Here is a 19,424-nt window from a genome sequence, read left to right on the forward strand (position 1 = left end):
AGGCGGAGAGAGGCAACAGCAAGGAACGGGCGTGAACAACTGGAAAGCAGCTGACAACACGCTCGCCTGTGTGACGTGGAACGTGCACCGCGCACGCGGCGCGGACGGGCGTGTGGATGCGCCCCGTGTCGTGTCGGCGATTGAGCGCATTATCGCACCGCTCGGTCCGGATGTGCTTGCCTTGCAGGAAGCGGACGATGAATGCCCGCCGCATGCGCGCATCCTCGATGCGGACCGCATCAGCCGGGCTGTCGGACTAAGCTATATGCACGACAGTCGCGCGTTGCGATGGGGCCCGCAAAGCGACGGCTTTCTTGGAACGGTCTTATGGGTACACCCACGTTTTGAGCGGACCCATGCGGATGTCATCGACCTGCCCGGTCACTGCCACCGAGGGGCAATTTCCGCAGAATGTCTGGACGGTGACCGCGCATTTCGCGTGATGTCGGTGCATCTGTCGCTGGCGCAACCGCTGCGCATGGTGCAAACCCGCATCATCGGGCAATATCTCTTGCGCAGGCCGGCGATGCAGACGGTCATTCTCGGTGATCTCAACGAGTGGCGCCCTTGGGGAGGCGCTGCTCTGGGCCGGGTGATGCTAGGGCGCAATTTCTACGGCCCGGTCAAGCCGACCTTTCCGGCGCGCTGGCCGATCCTGCCGCTTGACCGCATTTTGACCGACCGGCGCGACGCCGTGCAACGCGTCAACGTACTCGATCATCCCATGACGACCGCTGCTTCCGATCATCGGCCACTTGCGGCCCATGTCAGCCTGACCACGTCATGACCACCCGCGCCGCCTCCGTTTTTATGCATCCCGGCATCGCGTTCGCCGCGCTCTCGCTGGTCTTGCTGCCAACGATCTGGGTCGTCGCGGATCGGGCCTACGGCGGCGCAATCCTTCCTGTTGCCATGTTTCTCATGATCGCCGCGACGGCGGGTGTGGGCCTGATGCGACGCTACACCCATCCAACGCTGGGCGCTTGCAACATCATCACTTTGTTGCGCGCGGCGATTGTCTGCATACTCGCCGGCGCGATCATCGCCCCCCCTACGACAGAACTGGCGCACTGGAGCATCTGCGCAACGGCGCTTCTGGCGCTGTCGCTGGACGGTCTGGACGGCTGGCTGGCCCGTCGCAGCGATCTGACCAGCAACTTCGGCGCACAGTTCGACATGGAGACGGACGCCCTGCTTGGCGGCGTTCTTGCAATGATCGCCTGGCACTCGAGCGCCGCAAACGTCCTGCTGCTTCTGGGTTTCATGCGCTATCTTTTCGTGGTCGCGACTTGGATCTGGCCATGGATGTCGGCACCGCTGCCCGAGAGTATGCGGCGCAAGACAATCTGCGTTATCCAGATTGCCGCGCTTATTGTATTGGTGGTGCCGAATTTGCCGCAGGCCCTGTCCGTGCTTGTTGCATACGGCGCGACTGCTGTTCTGGCATGGTCCTTTGCCGTAGATATTGTGCTGCTATGGCGGCGGCGCGCATGAGACGCCTGGCGCTGCTTTCGGTTGCCGCTACCCTCCTGTTCGGGGCGCTGGCCTTTCCGAACCATCCCCACACCCTGACCTTTTCTGCATTCACAGAATTTCCGCTGGAACTGCCTGTGCTTTTGGGCTTCATGCTCGCCGTAGGCTATCAAAAGGGTTCGCGACGCCTACTCCCGCCGCTCGCCGCCGCCGTCCTGCTCGTCGCGGTCTTCATCAAGCTGGCCGATATCGCAATGTTCCTGGCCTACGACCGGACATTCAACCCGCTGCTCGATGCCTTTCTGATCGGGGCCGGTACAAACCTCTTGCGAGACAGCATCGGCACGTTCGGTGTCGTGCTCGCATGGATGGGCGGAATACTGGGACTGATCGGTTTGTTTCTGGCACTGTGGTGGGCGTTGCGCCAATCGGCAAGAGCGACAATCAATACACTGGTCCGGATCACAGCCGGGGCAATTGCGCTGACCTTTGCCGCTCTCACCGTCGCGGACGCGGGCGACAACCTCGATTGGTGGGAGTTGCCGCAAGACATTCCAGGTACGTCAATCACCACAAGCCTCGTGATGAAGCGCGGGATAGACGTCGCGGCCACAGCAGCCGAGCTCACCACATTTGCTGCGCAGGCGGCGCATGATCCCTATGACGACGCGCACGGCCTGTTCGATATTGTCGGTGACCGTGATGTCTTGATTATCTTTATCGAAAGCTACGGGCGCACGAGCGTGGACAACCCGCTCTATGCGCCAACTCACCTCCCAACGCTACGATCCGCCGAAACCGCCATTGCGGACGCAGGCCTCGCAATGCGCAGCGGATGGCTCAGCTCTCCTACGGCCGGAGGGCAAAGCTGGCTCGCACATGGGGCGGTGTTCTCCGGTCTGTGGACCACCGATCAAGGCCGCTATGCCGCGATGCTGACGAGCGGGCGGCGCACTCTCTTCCACCTCGCGGCCGAGGCCGGATTTCGCACCGCCGCCGTGATGCCCGCAATAACAATTGCATGGCCCGAAAGCAGCCTGATGGGATTCGAGACTGTACTGGAATCCGCTGACATGGCCTACGATGGTACAGATTTCGGATGGGTGACGATGCCTGACCAGTACACACTCGCCACCTTCCCCGATCTGCTCGGTCCCGATCCGCGCCGCGACTTCGTTCAGATCGCACTCATTTCCTCGCACGCACCCTGGACGCCAGTGCCGCAGATGGTCGCATGGGACACGGCGGCAGATGGCGCTATCTACGACGAGATGGCGACCGCAGGCCCGGCGCCCGGTGTGGTATGGAAAACCCACGACACCGTCCGCGACTTCTATCGCCGCTCGATCGACTACGCCCTTCGCGCCGCCACAGGTTTTGCCGCACGGCAAGGGCAGAACGCTCCACTCATTCTTATCCTCGGCGATCATCCGCCCGCAGGTTTCGTCAGCCAGATCGACGGCACGGACGTGCCCGCGCATCTGATCGGTCCGGCGGACCTGCTCGCACGGATTGACGGGTGGGGCTGGAGCACCGGCATGATCCCTGCGGCCGGTGTGCCGTCCATTCGCATGGACGGGTTTCGCGATCGTTTCATCGCTGCGTTCTCGTCGCAGGAGGAGCAGTGAATGATGCTGCAGCGTCTCATACGGCTTGCAGTCTCGACGGGTGTGATCGTGTTGGTGCTCGCAGTGTCCGACCTCGCGGATCTCGGTGCACGGCTGCGTGGTGCTGATCTGCGGTGGCTCGGCGCCTGCGTCGCTGGTCTCGGTGCGATTACCTGCCTGAGCGCCCTGCGCTGGCGTTGGGTTGCACGTGATCTTGGCCTGCCCTTGCCCTACGCGCGGTCGCTGCGCGAATACTTCTTCGCGACGCTTGTCAATCAAGTCGTCCCCGGTGGCATCGCGGGCGATGTGGCCCGAACCATGCGCGTGACACAGCCAGGCGATCTGCGCCGAGCCGCGCAATCGGTGGTGATCGAGCGGGCAACGGGCCAAATTGCAACGCTGATGCCAATGGTGCTCGGGCTGACCGCATCGCTTGCCGTACCGGGCGGGATCGCCTGGCCGTGGTGGACCGGCGGGGCCTTGGCGTGTCTCGCTTTGCTGTTCTGTGCCGCGTGTATTGTGCAAAGCGGTCGCGACGACCCCGACAGACGCTCGTTCTTTGCGCCTTTGTGGACGACGGTCCGCACGCGGCGGCAGATTGCCTTGGCAGTCCTGATCGCATTCTTGCTGAACTTCAGTTTCTACGCCAGCGCCCGCGCTGTGGGCACAATCCTGCCACCCGCCGCATACTTTACCGTGATTCCCCTTGTCCTGACCTCCATGATGATCCCAATGTCGGTGGGCGGCTGGGGCTGGCGCGAGGGCGCGGCGGCGGCGCTATTTCCGCTGGCGGGCGCCACCGCGGCTCAAGGAATTGCTGCAGGGATCGCCTACGGGGCTTGCATGTTGGTCGCAGCTCTGCCGGCTCTCGCATTTCTGGTGCGGAGTCCAGCGGCTGATCCTATCATAAAGCCATCCTGATACCGGAAACGATATGACACCATTCACCTCCCTCACACGCCGCCGCCTCTTGAGCACTGGCACCGCGGCATTCGGCATTGGCGCCGTCGGCATAGCCCCCGCGCTCGCCCAAGCGACGGAAGTGGCCCTGCAACTGTCATGGCTACATTCGGTTCAATTCGCTGGCAGCTACATCGCGCAGGAGCGCGGCTTTTGGCGCGACGAGGGTCTCAACGTCTCGCTCAACCCGGGCGGGCCGAACGCACCGGTAGAGCCACCCGTCGTGGCGGGGCGTGCCCTTGTCGGGGTGTCCGCAGCCGATTACGCTTCGGCCGCCGTGGAACAGGGCGCCCCCTTCAGGATCATCGGCGTCGCAATGAAGAAGAACCCCTTTGCCATAGCCTCCCTGCCCACAAACCCGGTGCGGAAACCTGCCGATCTTGTGGGCAAGCGGATCGGAATGGCCATTGCGAACACCCCCGTGCTGCAGGCGCTCTGCGCGCTCAACAATGTCGATATCGAGGGGATCGAGATCGTGCCGACCCAATACGATGCGGCACCCCTGGTAAACGGTCAGGTCGATTGTCTGCTGTGCTGGGCCACCGACCTTCCCGTCGCCATGGCGATGCAGCGGATCGAAAGCGTCACCATGTTGATGGCCGATCACGGCTATGCGGTACACTCCCAGACGTATATTGCGACCATCGAAAGCATCGCGAACCGCCGTGCCGACGTCGTTGGACTGTTGCGGGGTGAGGTAAAGGGTTGGGCCGCTTATGAGGCAGATACCGATGCCGCCACCGACTTGACGGTCGCCATGTTCCCCGACGCGGGCCTTGATCCGGCGACGCAGCGCGAGCAGGCCCGCCGTCAGTTGCCGCTGATGTTCCCGGCAGCCGCAAACACTCCGTTCGGCTGGTTCACCGATGAAAGCGTCGCCGCAAACATCGAAACGCTGGCCCTGCTCGGGCGGGAGGTGAGCGCGGATTTATGGGACCGCTCGCTTCTCGAAGACGTCTATGCGCAATAGCGCCATGGCCGGGCGTGACATCACCTGTCGCGGATTGTCCAAGACTTTTTCCGGCAGCCCGCCCGTGGACGCGCTGGCCCCCGTGGATATCACCTTCCGCGCGGGGCAAACGACCGCTCTTGTCGGCCCTTCAGGGTGCGGGAAATCGACCCTGCTCAGACTGGTCGCGGGGTTGGAAACGCCAACCAAGGGCACGGTCATGATCGGAGAGGAAACACCGAAGGACCTCGCCCACCGTGGCGGCATAGGAATGGCATTCCAGGATGCTTCTCTACTACCCTGGCGCAGTGTACACAGCAATGTAGCCCTTGCCCTGCAACTGGCGAAGCAGGCCGACAACAACAAGGCGGTCGACCGCCTGATCGGTCTGGTGGGCCTGGACGGGTTCGCAGATGCCCGCCCTGCGGCCCTCTCGGGCGGTATGCGCCAGCGCGTGGCGATTGCCCGCTGCCTGGTGACATCGCCGGAGTTGATCCTGCTGGATGAGCCGTTTGGCGCGGTCGATGAACTGACCCGCGCCCGCCTCGGGAGCGAACTGCCCCCTCTCTGGCGCGAACGTGGCACGACCGCGATCCTCGTGACCCATTCGATTTCCGAAGCCGTCACTCTCTCGGACCGCGTGATCGTACTGTCACCGCGCCCTGCCCATGTCATCGCGGATATTGCGATCACGGGCCGGACTCCTGCGGATATCGAAAGTAGCAAAGACGCGGTCACCCGCGTCTTGACGGCGGCTGCGTGATCTACCGTGTCGCCCTGACAACGCTGGGCGTACTGGCCGCAATCGTTCTGTGGCAGACCCTGTCAGTGCTCAACGCAGACAGTTTCGTCATCGCGGGACCGGTTGAAGTAGCCCTTTGGCTCAAGGCAAACGCGGGCCTAGTCGCGCGCGCGACCGTCGCCACGCTGTCGGCAGCGTTCTGGGGGTTCGTCAGCGGCAATCTCGTGGCGGTCGCCATCGCCGCTCTGGTGATCGTGGTGCCACGGACGGAACGGTTGGTCTCCTTTGCCGCACTCGTTGTTTTCTGTCTGCCGCTGGTTGCGACGGGGCCGATCTTGCGCGTGCTCTACGGCACCGGTGCAGGCCCACAGATCACACTCGCCGCACTGGCCACCTATTATACAACTTACCTTGCTCTGGTTGTCGGGCTGCGCGCGGTGCCGGCTGGGTGGACAGACCTCGTACGCCTTTATGGACGCGGCCCGCTGACGGCACTGCGGGTGGTACGCATGCGCGCCTGCGTACCCTACCTGCTGGCCGGATTGCAGATCGCGGCACCTGCAGCTGTCCTTGGCGCGATGGTGGGAGAATTCACGGGCGCAGAACGCGGCCTCGGCGTCCTGACGCTGCGCGCGATGCGCAGCCTCGACGTGGTGGCCACTTGGGGCATCGCGGCGGTCGCAGCCACGGTCTCGATCTTTGCATATCTGGCCATCGGCCCGCTCTCGCGGCTGCGCGGCGACGGGCCGCCGGTTCTCATCCTCAGCGCGGGATCGCCCGATGCGCGAGCCTCTTTCGCGCTGCGCACAGTCGAAGCAATTGGCGTCACTGTCGTACTAGTCCTTGTCTGGCAGATCGCCATGGATGCTTTCGGCCTGCCGCAGTTCTTCGCCAAAAGGCCGGGCGACATCCTGACCTATCTGCGGGATCCAACTGCCAGCGACACTTTGCTTGCAGCCCTGTGGGAAACGCTGGTCTGGACCGTTCCGGGCTACGCAGCAGGGCTACTGTTGGGAGCCGGGCTAGCCGCCGCACTCACCCTTGTGCCCCGGGCGGTGGGGCTGGTCTTGCCCCTGGCGGTGATGCTCCGATCCGTGCCGATCATCACCACGGCGCCCTTGCTGGTGCTGGCGTTGGGACGCGGTGCAGCGGGAACGATCTCCATCGTGGCAATCCTGATTTTCTTCCCCTCCTTCGTCGCTTGCCTGTACGGCCTGGCACAGACGCCCGGACAAGTGCGCGACGTCTTTGCCAGCTACGGCGCGGGCCGCCTCCGCCTCCTGATCTCCGCCCAGATCCCCGCAATGCTACCCTCGTTCTTTGCCTCCGCCCGCATGGCCGTGCCCGCCGCCCTGCTGGCGGTCACAACGACCGAGTGGCTCGCCACCGGCCGTGGCATCGGCACGTTGATGGCGCTCACGGCCAGCACCTCCGACTACAACATGTTGTGGAGTGCGGTCGTGGCCGTTTCCCTGATCGCCGTTATCGCTTACCTGCTGGTCGAAGCGATCGAGCGACGGGTTCTGGGCCGTTACGCCGCCGAGCAACTGGCATGAAGGCCGTCTTCGCAATCCCAGGTGACATGCATCGCAAGACTGGCGGCTTCATCTATGAGGCCGAAGTCTTGGCTGCCCTGAACCGGATCGGTGTGCAGACGATGCACCTCCAACTCCCCGACAGTTTTCCCGATCCCTCGCCCCATGACATGGCAACGACACTGGCAGCCCTTGCAAAGGTGCCTGCAAATATTCCCGTCATCCTGGACGGTTTTATCGCCGGCACGATTGATCCATATGGCGCGGCTCAACTGGCAGCCCCCCTTCTCGCGATCACCCATCATCCGCTGGGGTTCGAGACCGGCCTTACGACCGCCCGCGCGTCCCTGTTGGTGGAAAAGGAGCGCGCGGCGCTCGCACAGATGGCGCATGTCATAGTGCCCAGCCCCCATACCGCGGCTATCCTGTGCTCGGATTTCGGCCTGGATGAACAAGACATCACAGTCGCGCCGCCCGGGTTTTCGCGCCCCCCAGCCCACATCGCCCTGCCGCAAACACCCCCGCTGATCCTCTCCGTCGGATTGCTCGCCCCGCGCAAGGGGCACGATACGCTCCTCGCTGCACTGGCGGAAATCGTCGATCTGCCCTGGTGCGCAGATATCGTTGGAAAAGCGCATGATGCGGCAACAACGGATGCGCTACACCAACTACGCGCGGATCTCGGGCTTGACGACCGCGTCACGTTCTCGGGAGAAATCGACTCGGCTTCCCTGCGCGCCCGGTTCGGTGCCGCAACCCTCTTCGCACTCGCCACGCGTTACGAAGGCTACGGTATGGTGTTCGGCGAAGCGATGCTGTGCGGTCTGCCTATCGTCTCCTGCGACACCGGGGCCGTGCCGCAAACGGTCGGCGACGCGGGTATCCTTGTTCCGCCCGGCGACGCAGGGGCATTCGGCGCGGCCCTGCGGCAGATGTTGACCGATGCCGACACCCGCGTAACCTATGCCAGCGCCTCTGCCCAGCAAGGTTCCGCATTGCCGACATGGGAAGACACCGCGCAGATCATCGCGAACGTGATACGAACGGTCGCATGCGAGGATAACCACCCCATCTGATCGGATTGCCAAATGACAAATTTCAGTCGTTCCTCAATTTACCACCGCCACCGGTTTGAGCAGACCGGCAATCGTCGGATCCTCGATCTTCATGCCTTCGGGAGCGCCGGGCAAACCGATCTTGGTCAGGCCGGAACGCATGGGCGATTGTCCCGTGATAAAGGCCGCACGTCCGACCGTGCAGCTTTGTTGGCCGTACCAGTCCATGAACAAAGCCCCTTGCGCAGCAATCCTGTCAATATTGGCGTCTTGTACCCCATCATTCTCCGGTTGTAGGCGCTAACATTGAATTGGCCGATGTCATCACCCCAGACAACTAGGATGTTGGGCTTGTCTACTTGCGTGTCAATGAGCGTTCAAAGCTGACCCGGTTTCGGCATTTGAAATTGACCCACCGTATGTGGCGCAAGGCCCCCAGTCGGGCCGCCCTGATATAGCGAGTCCGTCTGGGGGCTTTGCTTGCGTGACGTTTTTTGTTTTTCTGCGTCGCTTGCTTTGTGCGAACCGGTATGTCGTGTTGCCCGTTTCGATGATCGCGCAGTGGTGTGTCACACGAACTAAGAGCGCGGTCGTCATCTTGGGTTCACCGAAGACCGAGACCCATTCACCGAACTCGAGGTTTGTCGTGATGATGACGCTGGTCTTCTCATAGAGCTTGCTGATCAGATGGAAGAGCTGTGCGCCGCCGGACTTGGGGAACGGGATGTAGCCCAACTCGTCGATGATGACGCAGTCCAGGGCCGACAGTTGTCGGATGATCTTCCCGGCATTGCCCCCGGCCTGCTCCTTGATCAGGGCGTTGATCAGATCGACCGCGTTGAAGAAGCGGGCCTTCTTGCCGTTGTTGATCAAAGTGGTGCCCAAAGCGATGGCGATGTGCGTTTTGCCTGTGCCGGTTCCGCCGACCAGAATGAGATTGTGCGCCTCTTCCGTGAACTGGCCTGTGCAGAAGGGCTCGATCTGGGTCTGGGTGATGGCGGCGACGCCGTAATCGAAAGTCGCGAAGTCCTTGTGGTGGGGGAACTTCGCAATCCTCATTTGATACTGGATGGAGCGCACCCGCCGCTCTACAGTCTCGGCGTCGATCAGTTGCTTTATCGCAGTGGTCAGACTTGGTGGCTTGCGCGCGGACAGCAAATCATGGGCGCAAGCCGCCATTCCGTGCAGCCTCAGGGCGGTCAGTTGGTCGATGAGGGCATTCATGCAGCAACCTCCTCAGCCGAGCACAGCGTCTCATAGCGTTTGCAATCTGCCTCGGACCGCAAAGTCAGTTGCGGATAGGTATAGGTATCGTTCAAAGGTGTGATGATCGGTTCCACCAACTGGTTGATCAGGTTGATGATGGCGGGCAGGCGCAGGGTGTTTTGTTCCACCGCCAGTTCGCAAGCCGTCTCGACCACCTCGATCCCGTGATCCTGGGCCAGCAGAAGCAGATCAACGAACTCCCGATCTCCGCCTTTGCCGACCACGTAATGCTCCCTGATCCGATGCATGGCCTCAGGCAGTTGCCAGTCCACAAAGGGGGCACCGTCGCACAGCGCGCCTGGCTTGCGATCCAGCAGTGGCACGTCATGCCAAGGTTCAAAAATAGCTGACATTGCGGGTGAATCAACGCGTGTGCTCGGCGATGATATCCTGGCCCGACACCAGCACGATCCGGCCTGCATAGGCGCAGCGACACATGTTGCCCCGCGAACCGGGATGGCACGCTGTAGCGATTGCTGGCATATTGAACCAGGCAGGTGGAGCGAACACGAACGGTCTTCTCGCCAGGGCTTTTGCGGGTTCCATTTGTCTGTCTCATCTTCCACTCCTCAGTGGTTACGATGAGCCAAGAACTCTCTCTTATCAAATGCCGCTATTTGGACCCATAAGTGCTGACGTCAGACATTTTTCATCGCGTCAAGCAAGGCAGACCCAAGCGCGCCCTGCCCGCGTTCGCCTGGCTTCGCATCCTTGCCGCGCCGCGCATTATTGGCCTGTTGGCCCGGCTTGGGATCGCGCAGGCTTTTTGGCTTTCCACCCCCACCCTGGGCAGCCCCCTGCTTGCGCATCGTCAGGCCGATCCGCTTTCGCGCGACATCCACCTCTGTCACCCGCACCCGGACCACATCACCGGCCTTGACCACTTCATGCGGATCCTTGACGAAGCGGTCCGCCAACTGACTGACATGAACCAGCCCGTCCTGATGCACGCCAACATCGACGAAGGCCCCAAAGGCCGCGACATTTGTCACTGTCCCCTCAAGCGACATGCCGGGTTTCAGATCGGCCATCGTCTCAATTCCCTCGGCAAAGCTCGCAGTCTTGAAGCTGGGTCGTGGATCACGTCCGGGTTTCTGCAACTCCGAAATGATGTCCTGCACCGTGGGCAGACCAAAGCTGGCATCGACGAAATCCTCGGGGCGCAGCGATTTGAGGATCTGCTCCTGCCCCATGATCTGGCGAATATCGCGCCCGCATGCCTTTACGATCCGACGCGCCACATCATAGGCCTCGGGATGGACCGACGACGCATCAAGCGGCTCCTTGCTGTCGCGAATACGCAGGAATCCCGCACTTTGCTCGAAGGCTTTCGGCCCGACCCCCGGCACTTTCAGCAGCGCCTTGCGCGACGGGAAGGCCCCTAATGAGTCCCGATGCGCTACGATGGCTTCGGCGAGTCGCGGGCCAAGCCCCGCGACATGCGCCAGCAACGGTGCAGAAGCCGTGTTGAGATCGACGCCCACCGCGTTAACCGCGTCCTCGACCACCGCTTCCAGCGCACGGCCCAGTTGGCGCTGGTCGACATCGTGCTGGTACTGGCCGACGCCGATGCTCTCCGGAGCAATCTTGACCAGTTCGGCAAGCGGATCCTGCAAGCGACGGGCAATCGACACCGCACCGCGCAGGGACACGTCCAGATCGGGAAACTCCTTTGATGCCAGTTCCGACGCGGAATAGACCGACGCCCCCGCTTCGGAAACAACGACACGCGTAGGTTTCGGGCCGGAGGGCAACATCTTCAACGTGTTGCCCACGAATTTCTCGGTCTCGCGGCTGGCGGTGCCATTGCCGATGGCGATCAGTTCGACACCATGCGTGCGGATCAAGTGCAGGAGCCGCTCCTCCGAGCCGCGCAGGTCACGTTTCGGGGGGAACGGATAGAGCGTGGCAGTGTCCAACACTTTGCCCGTCGCATCCACCACTGCCGCTTTCACACCCGTGCGAATGCCCGGATCGAGCCCCAGCGTCGGCTTGGCGCCGGCAGGGGCGGCAAGCAACAAGTCCTTGAGGTTGCGGGAAAAGACCCGGATCGCTTCGTCATGGGCACGGCGACGCAGGTCGGCCAGCAGGTCAAGGAACATCGTCAGGCTGAGTTTGACACGCCAAGTCCACCCCGCCGCCGTACGCAGCCAAACGTCCCCCGGCCCGTCGCCGGGAATGCCGATGGCACGTGCCACGATACCTGTCGCGCGCTCGGCCCCGGTTTCGGGCTCCGGCTCGATCGAGACCGTCAGGATACCTTCTTTGGAGGCGCGCAGGATCGCCAGAGCCCGGTGTGCAGGAATGTCGGCCCATTTTTCGCTGTGATCGAAATAGTCCGAGAACTTTGCGCCCTCGGCCTCCTTGCCGGTTTGAACACGCGCCAGAACCAGCGCCTCAGCCTGCATGAACTCGCGCAGACGCCCCAGCAGATCCGCGTTTTCTGCGAGCTCTTCCGTCAGGATATCGCGAGCGCCGTCTAGCGCCGCTTTCACCGTCTCGAAGTTTTTACCCAGATACCGCTCTGCCAGCGTCTCGGGTTTGGCATCCCGGTCGTCCATAATGGCCCGCAACAGCGGTTCAAGCCCATTTTCGCGCGCGATCATTGCCTTGGTTCGGCGCTTGGGTTTGAAGGGAAGATAGATGTCTTCCAGCGTCGCCTTGCTGTCGGCCTGTGCGATCTTGCGGGCCAGATCGTCGGTTAGCTTGCCCTGGCCCCGGATCGTATCAAGGATCGTCGCGCGCCGTGCCTCCATCTCGCGCAGATAGTCCAGCCGTTCGTTCAGCGTGCGCAACTGGCTGTCGTCCAGTCCTCCCGTCACCTCCTTTCGGTAACGGGCGATGAACGGCACCGTCGCGCCTTCGTCCAGCAACGCCGTCGCAGCGGCGACCTGGCGCGGGCTGGCAGCAATTTCCGTAGCGATGGTGCGGGCGATCCGATCGGTGGTCTGGTCCAACTGTGGCTCCTGTATTGCGGGACCAATCTCATAAACGCCCGCCCGACTTCGCACCAGCCCCACCGCACACAATTCCTCATATATGCAAATCCCCGGGCCGATCCCGCCGGGGTGCTGGAGCGGACGCCAGAACCCAACGATCCTGGCTCGACCCCCGACCATCCGCACTCATCAGAAGGGAGCTTTCGCCGCGTTGAACACACACGCGCCTGTCGCCTGAACCGACCAGAGCATCAGCACTTCCGGCCAGTGCGATCGAGACCGAACTGCCCTCAATCCGGTCTGCGTCCGGCGCGGAGATGTCCCGCGACGGCAGACTCTTTCTCAGGGCTCAGCTCTGATTTGCACCACGGAGTTGCCGGATAGAGCGGCGAACCGCGGCCCAGTCCTCGGCCTCTCTGGTCTTGCCTTCATCATCGCATTCGCGCGCCTTGCGGGCCGCTTCTGCCTCGGCCAGATCGCCGTGGACCTGATAAAGAGCGCGCGCATATTCAGCTGTCTTGGTGGCTTCCATGTCGGGTTTCCTTTTCTATCGAAATTGAACATACCGACCCCCCGGATCGTCCCCGGAGGATTCTGACACCTCGCGAGTTTACACCATTTCTCGGGATTCTTCACTTTCTGCGGAAAACGGTTCCGTTTCAGCATCTATCCGCCACGCCGAACGCTGCAAGATCGCGGCCCCGGACGAACCGTTTTGCCCGCCCCACCGTTGCAGGTCCCCGGCTGTCAGCAGTGGTTGAATGGTATGCGCGACATTCGGCGCAAACCGGGTGTCCTCTGATATGCTGAGAAGGGTTGCGGGTCTTTTCCGGGTCGATCGCGCCGACAGGATTACATCCGGGCCATCCGCTGATCGAACCCGCGCCTGACGGACTCGCAAAGCGCGCCGGGGAAACCGGTGGGCATCTCTTTCAGGGCCAAGGCAAACGCCTCCTCGGACCGGGCGGCGATGTCGTGGTATATCTGCGCGACCTGTTCGCGCGAAAGCCCCGCTGCCACGCCTGTCTCGACAAAGTGCCGACCCAGGATGTCCGCAACCTTGTAGTGCCGGTTCTTGCCCGCCCGCATCGCAAGCTTCATCTCCTTGATCTGAAGCTGCCCTGCATCCAGCGACGGCTGTACGGTCAGCACGTCATAGAGCGGCGTCATGGTGAACCGACCCCCCGGCATCAGCGCGATGCTGAAATTCTTGGCATGACCATCCGTGGCGCCGATCAGCCAGAACAGGACATTGGCCGTGAAAAAATCGATACGATCGCGCTGCGGGTCGTCGCTGCCCTGCAGCAGATCGCAGATTTCGACAATACCGGGGCCGCCCTCGTTTTGGTACTTTCGTGTCGGTGGCGCCGACAGGGCCTGACAGCAATCCTCCTGTGGCAAGCGGATCAACCGGCCATCCCGCGCCTGCAGGCGGTCAAATCGTTCGATGACCAGCGCCTTGGTGTCCGCGAAAGTCGCGATTTCAGTTTTGGCGACGGGCAGGCCAAAACCTGCCATCAACCTCAGACAGAAATGCTCGTTCTCTATGCTGTCGGTCAGGTCCATGCCATTGGGCAGGGTGCCGATCGCAGGTTTCAGGATATGCGTCGTGGGCGTTGTCCCTGTTGGTTCGATCCACTGGCCTTCGTGGAAAAGCAGCGCGGTCTTTTCCTGCGCACCGGCGACGGAAATTCTGAAATCCCGCTCGCGGCGGATGCCAAGCGGCACTCGCCCCAGGTCCCTGAGCATGTCGGCGACCTGCGCGTCGCTCAGCGGCTCGCCGGTCAGGGCACCGGCCTGCGGCTCCTCCCCTTCGGGCAGGAATTGCAACGCCCCCACGCAGTCCCGGCCAATCCGGGCGAGCATGCTGTAGGCGTCCAGCCCGTCTGCACCAACTCGTTCGGCCACCCGCCGGCGAATGTCGTCATTATCCGGCAGCAGGTTGTCGAAAACGGCGATGACCGGCGGGCCGACATACCGCCCCGGACGCAAGGGAAGCGAGCGCGAAACCGGCATTGTGTTTTCCCATGCCAGCCACTCCGCGGCATAGGTAAAGGCAAAGGCCCCGGTCGGTTCGCGAAAGAACTGTCCGACCTTGCGGCGGTTCATGTAGACATCCAGCGGCGCATAGGTGCGCTTGCGCCCCATCAGAAGATATCCTCAAGATCGCCGGGCGTCATCTTGCTGCGCGGGACAATGTGGATTTCGAGGTCAAGGGCGGCCAGCAGATCAAAGACCGTTTCGAGCTTGGCCCCGCTTGTGCTGGTCTCGATGTTCGAGATCGTGCGCTGCCAGACACCCGCGCGACTGGCAAGCTCGCCTTGCGTCAGGCCCTTTGCCTTGCGTGCATTGCGCAGCAGGTTGCCGATATCTTTGGTGGTTCGGGCAATCTGATTCATGACGGCGATCCTTTCGCCAGCAGTATGATCATTGGATCATAAATCGTCAATATGCTTTATAGATCATAAAAGGCGCCTATGATCACGGGATCATACGCAAGGCCTATGCCGTGCAGATCATATGCCGCCCCAATCCCTGTCCGATTTCCTGTGGCAATTGCCAACGCCTTGGCACCACGCTGTGGATATTGACCGCCTGCGAGTTCATAGATTCCGTGTAATGCGCGCCATCTGAATCACACAGCAGACGAGTGCAATGCAATCCAGGAGTTTGTGCCACCACCCTTGCATTCGGGCACGCCCTGTGACGACCAAAACCAACCCGATAGGTCTTACGTGACGGTGCCCAGCCAATAGTGATCGCCCAGTTCGCGCCCAACGTGGCGAAGTGCATCCGTGAGCAGTGCAGCGACCACTTCGGGATCGCCCAGACCCACAGGGAACGACAGGCTGAGGCCGATTGCACAGTTCGATACCGCCCCATAGATGGCACCGCCAACCGAAATGACACCGGGAAACGCCTCCTGCGCCGAAGCCGCGTAGCCCTTTGAGCGGATATTCCTGATATCCGTCAGAAGCGCGAGAGGTGTCGCGATTGTGTGATCTGTTTCTCTTGGAAGTCTATCATCATAGAGCGCCGAAATTGCACTGTCGGGAAGGCGGCTGAGGAGCGCCTTCCCAACGGCGGTGGCGTGAGCGGGCAGGCTTTGGCCCAGCCGGACGGTGAATTGTGATGGCACCTGTCCCTGATGCTGACGCAGCAGAACGATATTGGCGCTGTTCAACACCGCCATCCACGACGTGAACCCGGTCGCCAGCGTCAGGGACATCATCGCTTGTTCGATCAGTTCCGCGTCATACCCAACGGCGTGATAGCCGACGCCAAGACGCCATGCGAGCGGCCCGGGCGAGTAGCGCCGGGACTTTGCATCCTGTTCAACAAGACCGCCGGTTCGCAGCGATGACATAAGCCGGGACGCGCTGCTGCGCGGCAAATCCAGACGCTTGCCGATCTCCGCGACCGCCACCGGTTCGGACGAGTCCGCTATCATTGACAATGCCGCCATGGCGTTCTGCAAGGTTTTCATCACAACGTCTCACTATCTGGAACATATCATTGGAGACTGCGCGGAATTCAAGAAGATATGCAAATCATAAGTTGACGGCACCAAAATACACCGTGCAACCTTCTACTGCCGTCTCATATAGTGGAGCATCAAACATGACTGCGAATGTTGCGAGGAGCAAAAAGAAGACGGCAAAAGTCGCGGCACTCATCGCCGAAATGCTGGAAGCCTATGGTGTCGAATACATATTTGGCATGGAGGATCCGGTGCAACTGTATCACCATCTGAACCGCGACCGGATCCGGCCAATCACCATCCGCGACGAGAAACACGGTGCCATCATGGCTCATGGCTATGCCAAAACGGCGCGACGGCCCGGCATATGTGCATCCACCTTTGGCCCCGGCGCCACCAATCTCTCAACCGGATTGCTTGAGGCCCAGAAATCCTCTGTGCCGGTTATTGCATTCATTCAGGAAATCCCCGCAAAGGACCGCGATCGGCACGCCAGCAGTGAGATCGACCACATCGTGGCATTGGCACCGTTCACAAAAAAGGTGTACCGCATCGATACGGCCGAACGATGTTGCGAGGTCGTACGCCGCGCCTTTCGCATGGCGACAAGCGGGCGGCCCGGTCCGGTGGTGGTGCTGTGCCCGGCGGACATCATGACACAGCAGACCGCCGCGTTAGTCTTTGCCGAAGAGGCGTTTGCCCGTTTCCCAGCTTACCGGACACGCCCGGCAGCCGATGAAGTAGACGCCGCCGCGCGGTTGCTGGCGGCGGCCGAGCGTCCAGTCCTGATCGCGGGCGGCGGCACCATCCTGTCCGGAGCCTCAGATGAGATGATTGCACTGGCCGAGCGCCTTGGCGCCCCGGTTGCCACAACCATGACCGGTCGCGGCACGATCCCGGACGCCCATGGCCTGTCGGTCGGCGCCCTAGGCTCCTCCACGGGTGGAACGCTGGGGCGGGGTCGGATCGCCAATGAGGCGGTTGCCAACAGCGATCTGGTTCTGATCGCCGGGTCACGAACGGGCCAGATCTGCTATATGAACTGGCAACAGCCCGGACCGGACACCAAGGTGATCCACCTCGATATCGATCCGGAAGAGCCTGGCAGAAACTTCCGCACCGACATTACCCTGATTGGCGATGTGCGCGAAACCCTGCGTGATTTGATCGCACATCCGGCAACGGATCGGCCCGGTGCCGCGGTCAGGCAGATCAGCGCCTACGCACGGCGCAAGGAAGACTGGCACACGGAATTCCGCGCTGCCGCTTTTGGCAATGCAACGCCGGTGCGCCCGGAAAGGGTGCTGGCCGAGATTTCCAGCCGAATGAACGCGGATACCATCATCGTCAACGATGCGAGTTACTCCTCGGGCTGGACATTCAGCCATGTCGACAATGTCGCCATAGGGGCCGATATCCTGTCACCTCGCGGCACGGGCGGTATCGGTTGGTCGGTGCCCGCGGCATTGGGTGCCAAGTTGGCAAGACCCGATTCCAAGGTGATCTGCATCACCGGCGACGGTGCCTTCGGTTACGTCATGGCGGAACTGGAAACGGCCGCCCGATGCGCAATACCGATCGTCGTCGTCGTTCTGAACAACGCGACGCTCGGCTTCCAACGCCACTTCGAAAACAAGCTGTTTGGCAGCTATGGCGAGTGTGACCTGACTGATATCGACCATGCGAAACTGGCCCAGGCGCTGAATTGCGACGGCGCGCGCGTGACCGACCCCGAGGCATTTGCGGCGGCACTTGAGCACGGACTGAAATCGGAACGCCTCTATCTGATTGACGTCGTGATCGACGACAACGCCATGGCACCGATCATCGGCCTTGATGCACCCACGGACGCGGCAGAAACCCACTAGGGCTTCATTTCTGATCCCGATCTGAAAGAAAGGATATCGCGATGTTGGAAATAAGGCGGATCGACCCGTTATCCGACGATGGCACGAACCTGTTTCAGCGGCTGTCGCAGGAACAGATCGACCGGTACGGGCGCGACGGGGGCCGCAAGCTGGTTGATCTTGCACGTGAGGATGTGCTGTTCATGGCTGCCTATCTGGATGGCGTTCCCGTCGCCTGCGGTGCGGTTGTGCCGTTCGACAAAAGCGTGGGCGAGCTGAGCCGCATTTTCGTAGACCCATCGGCGCGGAAAAACGGTGTCGGAACGGCGGTCATGGGTGCTTTGGAAGAGGCAATTCATGGGCGCTATTCCCGTCTTGTTCTGGAAACGGGGACGGAGCAGCCCGAATCCATGCACCTCTATGAGAAATGTGGCTACACACCGATCACATGCTGGGGGGAAAGCGCTAACAACTCCAAAAGCCGCTGCTACGAAAAACAACTTTCAGCCGGCCCAAAAGGGACGCCCGATGCCTGATCAGGTTTCGTCGCCGAGGTATATCTTGACGACTGCTTCGCGGGCAATCTCCGTGACGTCGTTCAGCATAAGGCTGATGTGGCGGGACATCAGGGAAACGGCTGCATCCACATTCTTTGCTTTGATTTCCGAGATGATCTGCCCATGCTCGACATTGGTGACCATGTTGCAATCCTCACGCCCCAACGCGACCAGACGCAGAAAGCGAATGCGCGAGTTGAGGTCGCGCAGCATTCGCAGTGCCTCGCTGTTGCGCGATCCTTCGGCGATCCACTCGTGGAATTTCTCGTCCTCGTCCACAATCGCTTTGATCGACATCGATCCCCGATTTTCCTGGAACCTGCGCCAATGATCTTCGAGCGTCCGGATATCGTCTTTGGTTGCGCGTTCGCAAAACAGCCGCACGGACAGCACTTCGATTGCGCCGCGCATTTCAAAGAGCGACCGGATTGTGTCGATATCTATGGACGGGCGAAAAAAACCCTTGTTCGGAACAAGCCTAAGCAGGCCCTCGCTGACCAGTCGGTGCAGGGCGGCACGCACGGGCGTCCGGCTGACGTTCAATTCGGCCGCGAGATGAACTTCATTCACCCGGTCACCGGGGCGCAGTTCGTAGTTGATCGCCTTTTCGCGCAGCAATTCATAGACGCGCTCACCGGTATCGGCCGCGCGCGGTTTCGGCGTCATTTCGTCCGGCAGGATAGGTTGTTCTTTCGCCATTTCTCGCGCCGTTCCGTTCGGTCTTGTAAACGCACCCTATGACGCGGATTGCGTCAAACTGTCAATGAATAAGCCAAGTGCATGGCCTAGCCTACCTAGAATCTTAACTGTATACACCTGATGATGCAACGATGCCTTTAGTATTGATTTTTGAACTGTATGCGATCAGGATCGCCGGAACGATGGACGAGCCACGCGGTGGGAGGCGCGCAAGTCAGGTTAATGATCAGTCCCGACGTGCGACCGTCGCCCTCGCCAGGTGCCTGACGCGTAGGTTGGGCACCGTGACGGTCGAGACCCTTGGGTGGCTCATC

At 61.5% G+C, this 19,424-nt stretch carries 18 protein-coding genes and 2 pseudogenes; 10 read left to right on the top strand and 10 right to left on the bottom strand.

The genetic code is table 11. The features are described 5' to 3' along the window. Window positions 1-31 precede the first annotated feature (31 nt). The 8 genes from QO231_RS10960 to QO231_RS10995 are packed head-to-tail and all read left to right on the top strand — an operon-like array spanning window position 32 to window position 8,342. Window positions 32-787: an endonuclease/exonuclease/phosphatase family protein gene (locus QO231_RS10960; protein WP_316776027.1), complete on the top strand. Its 756-nt coding sequence runs from the start codon at window positions 32-34 to the stop codon at window positions 785-787. Further along, window positions 784-1,494, top strand: a complete 711-nt coding sequence (locus tag QO231_RS10965; RefSeq protein WP_316776029.1) for a CDP-alcohol phosphatidyltransferase family protein — start codon at window positions 784-786, stop codon at window positions 1,492-1,494. The genes QO231_RS10960 and QO231_RS10965 overlap by 4 nt, the downstream gene beginning before the upstream one ends. Continuing rightward, entirely contained in the window at window positions 1,491-3,101 is a 1,611-nt protein-coding gene (locus QO231_RS10970) for an LTA synthase family protein (RefSeq protein WP_316776031.1), read from the top strand. The genes QO231_RS10965 and QO231_RS10970 overlap by 4 nt, the downstream gene beginning before the upstream one ends. After that, entirely contained in the window at window positions 3,102-4,001 is a 900-nt protein-coding gene (locus QO231_RS10975; protein ID WP_316776033.1) for a lysylphosphatidylglycerol synthase transmembrane domain-containing protein, read from the top strand. It abuts the gene before it with no gap. A 13-nt stretch (window positions 4,002-4,014) separates the two neighbouring features. Continuing rightward, window positions 4,015-5,010 carry an ABC transporter substrate-binding protein gene (locus tag QO231_RS10980; RefSeq protein WP_316776035.1) on the top strand — a complete coding sequence of 332 codons (996 nt, stop codon included), beginning with the start codon at window positions 4,015-4,017 and terminating at the stop codon, window positions 5,008-5,010. Next, complete coding sequence (locus QO231_RS10985) at window positions 5,000-5,752, top strand: ABC transporter ATP-binding protein (protein ID WP_316776037.1); 753 nt, start codon at window positions 5,000-5,002, stop codon at window positions 5,750-5,752. Before QO231_RS10980 ends, QO231_RS10985 begins: the two co-directional genes overlap by 11 nt. After that, on the top strand, window positions 5,749-7,287 hold the full coding sequence (locus QO231_RS10990; RefSeq protein ID WP_316776039.1) for an ABC transporter permease: 1,539 nt from the start codon (window positions 5,749-5,751) through the stop codon (window positions 7,285-7,287). Before QO231_RS10985 ends, QO231_RS10990 begins: the two co-directional genes overlap by 4 nt. Further along, window positions 7,284-8,342 (top strand): glycosyltransferase family 4 protein, encoded by a 1,059-nt coding sequence (locus QO231_RS10995; RefSeq protein ID WP_316776041.1) that lies wholly within the window; start codon window positions 7,284-7,286, stop codon window positions 8,340-8,342. Before QO231_RS10990 ends, QO231_RS10995 begins: the two co-directional genes overlap by 4 nt. Window positions 8,343-8,396: 54 nt before the next feature. Here QO231_RS10995 and QO231_RS11000 read toward each other — a convergent pair. The 9 genes and pseudogenes from QO231_RS11000 to QO231_RS11035 all read right to left on the bottom strand — a co-directional run. Next, window positions 8,397-8,692: pseudogene (locus QO231_RS11000) on the bottom strand (sulfatase-like hydrolase/transferase); the annotation flags it as partial. Beyond that, window positions 8,688-9,545 (bottom strand): IS21-like element helper ATPase IstB, encoded by an 858-nt coding sequence (istB, locus tag QO231_RS11005; RefSeq protein WP_316776044.1) that lies wholly within the window; start codon window positions 9,543-9,545, stop codon window positions 8,688-8,690. The pseudogene QO231_RS11000 and the gene istB, both read right to left, overlap by 5 nt. Next, complete coding sequence (locus QO231_RS11010) at window positions 9,542-9,940, bottom strand: hypothetical protein (RefSeq protein WP_316776046.1); 399 nt, start codon at window positions 9,938-9,940, stop codon at window positions 9,542-9,544. The genes istB and QO231_RS11010 overlap by 4 nt, the downstream gene beginning before the upstream one ends. 83 nt (window positions 9,941-10,023) lie before the next feature. Continuing rightward, window positions 10,024-10,146: pseudogene (locus QO231_RS26125) on the bottom strand (Mu transposase domain-containing protein); the annotation flags it as partial. A gap of 79 nt (window positions 10,147-10,225) precedes the next feature. Next, window positions 10,226-12,544: a Tex family protein gene (locus QO231_RS11015; protein ID WP_316776048.1), complete on the bottom strand. Its 2,319-nt coding sequence runs from the start codon at window positions 12,542-12,544 to the stop codon at window positions 10,226-10,228. Between the two features lie 331 nt (window positions 12,545-12,875). Continuing rightward, complete coding sequence (locus tag QO231_RS11020) at window positions 12,876-13,058, bottom strand: hypothetical protein (protein WP_316776050.1); 183 nt, start codon at window positions 13,056-13,058, stop codon at window positions 12,876-12,878. A 320-nt stretch (window positions 13,059-13,378) separates the two neighbouring features. Further along, window positions 13,379-14,674: a type II toxin-antitoxin system HipA family toxin gene (locus tag QO231_RS11025; protein WP_316776052.1), complete on the bottom strand. Its 1,296-nt coding sequence runs from the start codon at window positions 14,672-14,674 to the stop codon at window positions 13,379-13,381. Beyond that, entirely contained in the window at window positions 14,674-14,925 is a 252-nt protein-coding gene (locus QO231_RS11030) for a helix-turn-helix domain-containing protein (RefSeq protein ID WP_316776054.1), read from the bottom strand. Before QO231_RS11030 ends, QO231_RS11025 begins: the two co-directional genes overlap by 1 nt. Before the next feature lie 332 nt (window positions 14,926-15,257). After that, window positions 15,258-16,013 (bottom strand): IclR family transcriptional regulator, encoded by a 756-nt coding sequence (locus QO231_RS11035; protein ID WP_316776055.1) that lies wholly within the window; start codon window positions 16,011-16,013, stop codon window positions 15,258-15,260. 134 nt (window positions 16,014-16,147) lie between these two features. On the opposite strand from QO231_RS11035, the gene QO231_RS11040 reads away from it, so the two are divergent. Together QO231_RS11040 and QO231_RS11045 are read left to right on the top strand one after the other, a co-directional pair. Next, complete coding sequence (locus QO231_RS11040) at window positions 16,148-17,875, top strand: thiamine pyrophosphate-binding protein (RefSeq protein ID WP_316776057.1); 1,728 nt, start codon at window positions 16,148-16,150, stop codon at window positions 17,873-17,875. Window positions 17,876-17,916: 41 nt separating this feature from the next. After that, window positions 17,917-18,390, top strand: a complete 474-nt coding sequence (locus QO231_RS11045; RefSeq protein ID WP_316776059.1) for a GNAT family N-acetyltransferase — start codon at window positions 17,917-17,919, stop codon at window positions 18,388-18,390. Here QO231_RS11045 and QO231_RS11050 read toward each other — a convergent pair whose 3' ends face one another. Further along, window positions 18,391-19,110 carry a GntR family transcriptional regulator gene (locus tag QO231_RS11050; RefSeq protein ID WP_316776060.1) on the bottom strand — a complete coding sequence of 240 codons (720 nt, stop codon included), beginning with the start codon at window positions 19,108-19,110 and terminating at the stop codon, window positions 18,391-18,393. It abuts the gene before it with no gap. Window positions 19,111-19,424 lie beyond the last annotated feature (314 nt).

It is taken from the genome of Sedimentitalea todarodis, assembly GCF_032595355.1.
GTDB classification, from domain to species: Bacteria; Pseudomonadota; Alphaproteobacteria; order Rhodobacterales; family Rhodobacteraceae; genus Sedimentitalea; species Sedimentitalea todarodis.